Origin of the sequence: Acrocarpospora phusangensis (assembly GCF_016862995.1) — a bacterium.
GTDB classification, from domain to species: Bacteria; Actinomycetota; Actinomycetes; order Streptosporangiales; family Streptosporangiaceae; genus Acrocarpospora; species Acrocarpospora phusangensis.
This window is the reverse complement of the sequence record NZ_BOOA01000168.1, coordinates 1-5180: the sequence shown is the minus strand read 5'-3', so window position 1 is coordinate 5180 and position 5180 is coordinate 1. Positions and strand designations below refer to the sequence as shown.

General features: G+C 71.0%; 3 protein-coding genes and 1 pseudogene. 1 reads left to right on the top strand and 3 read right to left on the bottom strand.

All coding sequences use genetic code 11. From position 1 onward, the window contains the following. From Aph01nite_RS40590 to Aph01nite_RS40580, 3 genes and pseudogenes are all read right to left on the bottom strand, one after another. Nucleotides 1-197 (bottom strand): annotated as a pseudogene (locus Aph01nite_RS40590) (ATP phosphoribosyltransferase); the annotation flags it as partial. A gap of 180 nt (nucleotides 198-377) precedes the next feature. Then, entirely contained in the window at nucleotides 378-1730 is a 1353-nt protein-coding gene (locus Aph01nite_RS40585) for a DUF1996 domain-containing protein (protein ID WP_204046419.1), read from the bottom strand. Between the two features lie 188 nt (nucleotides 1731-1918). Next, nucleotides 1919-4498, bottom strand: coding sequence for a glycoside hydrolase family 3 C-terminal domain-containing protein (locus Aph01nite_RS40580; protein ID WP_204046418.1), 2580 nt, complete (start codon nucleotides 4496-4498; stop codon nucleotides 1919-1921). 286 nt (nucleotides 4499-4784) lie between these two features. Between Aph01nite_RS40580 and Aph01nite_RS40575 the strand changes: the two genes are divergently transcribed. Beyond that, the coding region (locus Aph01nite_RS40575) for a discoidin domain-containing protein (RefSeq protein ID WP_204046417.1) at nucleotides 4785-5180 on the top strand (396 nt) is incomplete at its 3' end.

The window sequence follows — 5180 nt, the reverse complement described above, 5'->3', positions numbered from 1 at the left end:
ATGCCGATGTCGAGCCGCCCGGAGCCGACGTAGACGGCGATGTCGCGGGGCCGCAGGAAGAAGAACTCCACCCCGTTCGCCTCGTCGGTGAGCACGAGTTCCTTGGCCTGGGTGCGCTGGCGGTAACCCGCCTCATGGAGCATCGCGGTCGCCGGCTCGGACAGGGAACCCTTGTTGGGGACGGCGATGCGCAGCATGAGTGTCCTCTGTGTCTCGGTGTGTGAAGATCCCGTTACCGATAGTGCCACAGGGGCTCGTTCAGGCGTGTGAGGCGGACGCGGAGGTGTCGGCATTGTGGCGGGGAGGGCACGTCCCCGGGCCCGGGCGCGCCGGGTGCCGGGTCCGGGACGTGCGACGAGGGTGCGTCAGGGGACCGTTCAGGGCAGTTCGAAGGCGGGTGTGAGCGCCGCGCCGCGGTGCGGTTTGTACTGGTCGTAGCCGCGCGGGTTGCACTGGAGGCCGCCGTTGATGCAGTGCGTCACCAGGGCCTGCAGGATCGCGGGGTTGTCCCAGGCGTTGAAGAAGTCGTAGTGCCAGGTGTACCCGCGTCCGCTGGAGAGCCGGGCCTGGGTGAGGTCGCCGCTCGCCGGGAACGCGATCTTGAATTCCAGCATCGGTACGGCCACCGGATGCGAGGCCGGGCAGTACCCGCTCACCGGGTAGGACATGTGGCTCTTGTGGTCGGCGCTGTCCAGGTTGACGCCGTTCCAGCAACTGGGGGCCTGGTAGCGCACGTTCACCTGGCTACCCGCCGGGCAGTTCGCCGGGATGTCCCAGCTGAAGGAGATGTTGCCGCACTCGAAGCCCTCGACGGTGCCGGGGGAGTCGCGGAACTGCTCCAGCGTCGCCGTCGGGCTGCCGACCACGAACCGCAGGCCCTGCGGGAACGACTGCACCCGCCAGTACTCGAGGATGCCCGACTTGTAGTAGATGACCTGGTCGCCGACGGGCTGGATCAGCTGCGTGCCCTTGTAGAAGCTCGGGAACCAGTACGCGGAGCGGTCGTGCGGGTTGGTGCAGGAGGTGCCGCCCGCGAGCAGGGACGCCGCCGTGCTGCCGGCGTGCGTGGTCGTGTTGCCGACGAAGGTGTGCATGTGCGAGGCGCCCGGGAGGCCGGGGTAGACGATCGGGTCGTCCGGGCGGTTCTGGGTGAAGCCGCAGTTGGCCTGGAACTCGTGGTGGGTGACCTGGTCGGTCCAGGTCGGGCTGGGCATGGGGGTCTGGCCGCTGCCGCCGGTGCCGTACACCTTGAACTCCCAGAGGGAGTAGCCGTAGCCGGTGCCGCGGGCGGTGCCGTACATGCGGACGTATCTGCCGGAGCCGGTCACGTTGAGGGTCTGGGTGCCGCCGGCGCCGGTTGTGGTGGAGTAGATGTCCGTCCAGGTGGTGCCGTTGGGGGAGGTCTGGATTTTGAAGGTCTTGCCGTACGCGCCTTCCCAGGCGAGCACGACCTGGGAGACGGTCGCCGTGGAGCCGAGGTCGACCTGGATCCACTGGGGATCGCTGAAGGCGCTGGCCCAGCGGGTGCCGTTGTTGCCGTCGACCGCCGCGCCCGCGCCGTAGCCGCCGCCCTCGGTGGAGGAGGCCGAGGCGGGGCGGCCCTGCGAGAGCAGGGTGTCGGCCGCGGCGGCGGCCGTGGAGACGATGGTCAGACCCGCGCCCACCAGGGCGACCAGGGTGGCGATGACCAGGCCCAATTGGTGCCGGCCCGGTCTTCTGGATGGATGCACGGCCTCTCCTTATGCGTGGGGGGTGCCTCGCCGTCCGAACGGACCACGAGGGGGAGAGCGCTCTCCAGTGAGATTGGCCCTCGCTCTCTGGCTTGTCAAGACATGCTCTGCCGTCGATCCGAAATCCGCAGTTCACACAGGGGAAACCGGAGTGCGACTCGATCGTGCAGGTGGAGAGCGCTCTCCACTCAGGGCTGGACTTCGACGGTTAGGGGAAGGCGCCCGGCCGAGGGGCCCGCCAGGGCCGTGTGCGCGCCTGGGGTGGTGCGCCAGGCGTGGTCGGCGACGGACCAGTGCTGGTACGCGCGGGGACTCAGCCGGAGGGTCACTTCGGTGGATTCGCCGGGATTCGCGGTGGCGGCGGCGTAGGCGGCCAGCCACCGCCGCGGGCGTACGGGCGTGCCGCAGGGCGCGGAGAGGTAGAGCTGCACCAGTTCCCGCCCGCGACGGGACCCGGTGTTGCGGACCCGGACGCGCACGGTCAGCGCGTCGTCGACCGTGATCGACTCGTACGACCAGGTGGTGTAACCCAGCCCGTGCCCGAACCAGTACGCGGGCTCGCCCGACCGGCGCAGCCACGCCCGATAGCCGATGTCCAGCGATTCGGTGTAGTGCAGCTCGCCCGCGACCGGCGTGGTCGAGGCGATGGGTGAATCGTTCCACGTGGTGGGGAGCCTGCCGCCGGGTTCCGCCGCGCCGAACAGCACGTCGGCGAGCCCGTGGCCGCCCTGCTGGCCGGGAAACCAGGTGAGCAGCAGCGCGGGCGCCTCGGTGTGCCAGGGCATGGCGACCGGGCCGCCCGAGTTGACGATCACGACCGTCCGCGGGTTCGCGGCGGCGACGGCGCTGACCAGGTCGTCCTGGCGGCCGGGAAGGCGGAGCGTGGTCCGGTCCCGGCCCTCGCTCTCGATCTCCTCGGTCGTGCCGACGACCACGATCGCGGCGTCGCAGGACCGGGCCAGGTCGGCGGCGGCCAGCAACTCGCGGTCGTCGTCGAGGCGCGGCGGGTCGGCGGCCAGCACGGTGGCCCGGCCGGTGCCGGGCGCGAGCTCCCTGCGGGCGACCAGCTCGACCTCGGTCTGCGCGGTCAGAGTCACCCGCGCCGTCCGGTACGGCGGATGCAGGTGCACGGTGGCTGGATCGTCGGTGTCGCGGGGGATCTCCTCGTCCAGGAGCGACCAGCCGTCCGCTTCCAGGCAGACGCGCCCCCATCCCGCCACGGCGAGCCGCCACTCCCCGGACACACCGGGGCAGAGCAGGGCGCGCACCTCCACGGTCGCTCCGCCTTCCACCACGGTCGGTTCCAGCAGCCGGCCGGTCAGGCGGTGTTCCGCGTGAAGTTCGGTCCCGTCGGCGTCCAGGACGCGTACGAGCAGGCCGGGCTCGCCGGTCCGGGGGTTGCGCGCGTTCACGATCTCCAGCGGCGTCGGCAGGTCACTCGTCGAGACGCCCGGCGCGTACGCGACCTCGGCGATGCCCTGCAACGCCTCCCGGACCCCGTCCAGCGGCGAGACCACGGAATCCGGATAAACGCCCGCGCTTCCACCACCCTGCACCCGTACGGCTGCCGCGTTCGGCCCGATCACGGCCACCCGCCGCAGCCGCTCCGGCGCGAGCGGCAGCACCTCGCCCTCGTTCCGCAGCAGCACGCAGCCCGCGGCGACCGCTTGCCGCAACAGTCCGGCCACCTCGCGGGTCGCCTCCCCGCCCGCTTCCCGGACCGCTATGTGGGTCGCCTCCGCGGTCGCTTCCCGGGCCGAGGGCACCTGGCCCGTCCTGGCATGGGGCTCGCCGTCCTGGTGCTCCCAGTCCGGTTCGGTGGAATGGTCACGCACGCCGGCCACGGTCTCCTCGGCCGGGTCCGCCTTGCTCTCGTTCGGGGGGACGGGCGGCTGTTCCGGGGATTCGTCCGGGTCCAGGGCTCCGACGCGCATGGCGAGGCGCAGGATGCGGCGGACCTTGTCGTCGAGGACGGATTCGGGGACCTGGCCGGAGTCCACGGCGGCGAGCAGGGCCTCATCCCAGAAAGGGCTGGGTCCCGGCATGGCGAGGTCCTGGGCGGCGAGGGCGCTGGGCAGGGTGGAGCGTACGCCGCCCCAGTCGGAGATGACGACGCCGTCGAAGCCCCACAGCCCCTTCAGCGGCTCCGCAAGCAGAGGGCTTTCTGACATTGTTGTGCCGTTTACCGCGTTATATCCGGACATGATGAGCCAGGCGCCGGCTTCGACGGCGGCCTCGAAAGGGGCCAGGTAGAGCTCGTGCAGGGTCTGCTCGTCCACCCGGGCGTCGACCGTCATACGCTCGGTCTCCGAGTCGTTGGCGACGAAGTGCTTGGCGGTGGCCGCCACCCCGCCGGACTGCACGCCCCGGATGTAGGCCGCGCCGATCCTTCCGGTGAGCAGTGGATCCTCCGAGAAGCACTCGAAGTGGCGCCCGCCCAGCGCGGACCGGTGCAGGTTGAGCGCCGGGGCCAGCAGGACGTGCACGCCCTTGCGCCGGGCCTCCTCGGCCAGCAGGGCTCCGAGCCGCTCCACCAGTTCCTCGTCCCACGTCGCGGCGAGCGCGGTCGGCGAGGGAAGCGTGCGCGAGGTGTTCCGTTCGTCCCAGCCCTCACCCCGCACGCCCACCGGCCCGTCGGAGGTGAGCATCGGGCGCAGGCCGATGGCGGGCTCGGCATGGGTGCGCCACACCGTCGCACCGGCGAGCAGCCGTACCTTCTGGGCCGGGTCCAGCTTCTCCACCAGGTGGTCGAGCTCGTCGTCGATCACGCGAGGGTCCCTTCGTCGGGGGAGCGCCGACTACGGAGAGCGCTCTCCATTGCCCATAGGGTCGGTGCCTGCTCCGAGCCCTGTCAATGGCCCATCCCAGAACCCCAAATCCCGATAAATCGGGAAACGTGTGTGTCGGGAAAGTAAGCGGAACATTTCAGTCGCGGGCGATGCCCCCTTGACAAGCCTTGTTCGGCAGCGCCACTCTCTCGATATGGAGAGCGCTCTCCCCATCGTGTTCCCGGATCCGCTGAGCGGCCGGCACCCCCCGTTCCGAGGAGAGCCCGTGCACCCTTCCTCCACCCCAGGCCGCCTGCGATTAGGCCTGGTCACGGCCATGATCGCCGCGCTCGTCGCGGCCGGTCTGGCGCTCATCACCCCGGCCATGGCCGCCGACACCCTGCTGTCCCAGGGCAAGACCGCCACCGCCTCCTCCGCCGAGGGCGCCGCCTACAGCGCGGCCGCGGCCGTGGACGGCAACCTGACCGGCACCCGCTGGGCCAGCGCCTTCAGCGACCCGCAGTGGATCCAGGTCGATCTGGGCGCGACGGCCACCGTCTCCCAGGTGGTCCTGACCTGGGAGTCCGCGTACGCCTCCGCCTTCAAGATCCAGACCTCGCCGAACGCGACGACGTGGACGGACATCTACTCCACGACCACGGGCACCGGCGGCACGCAGACC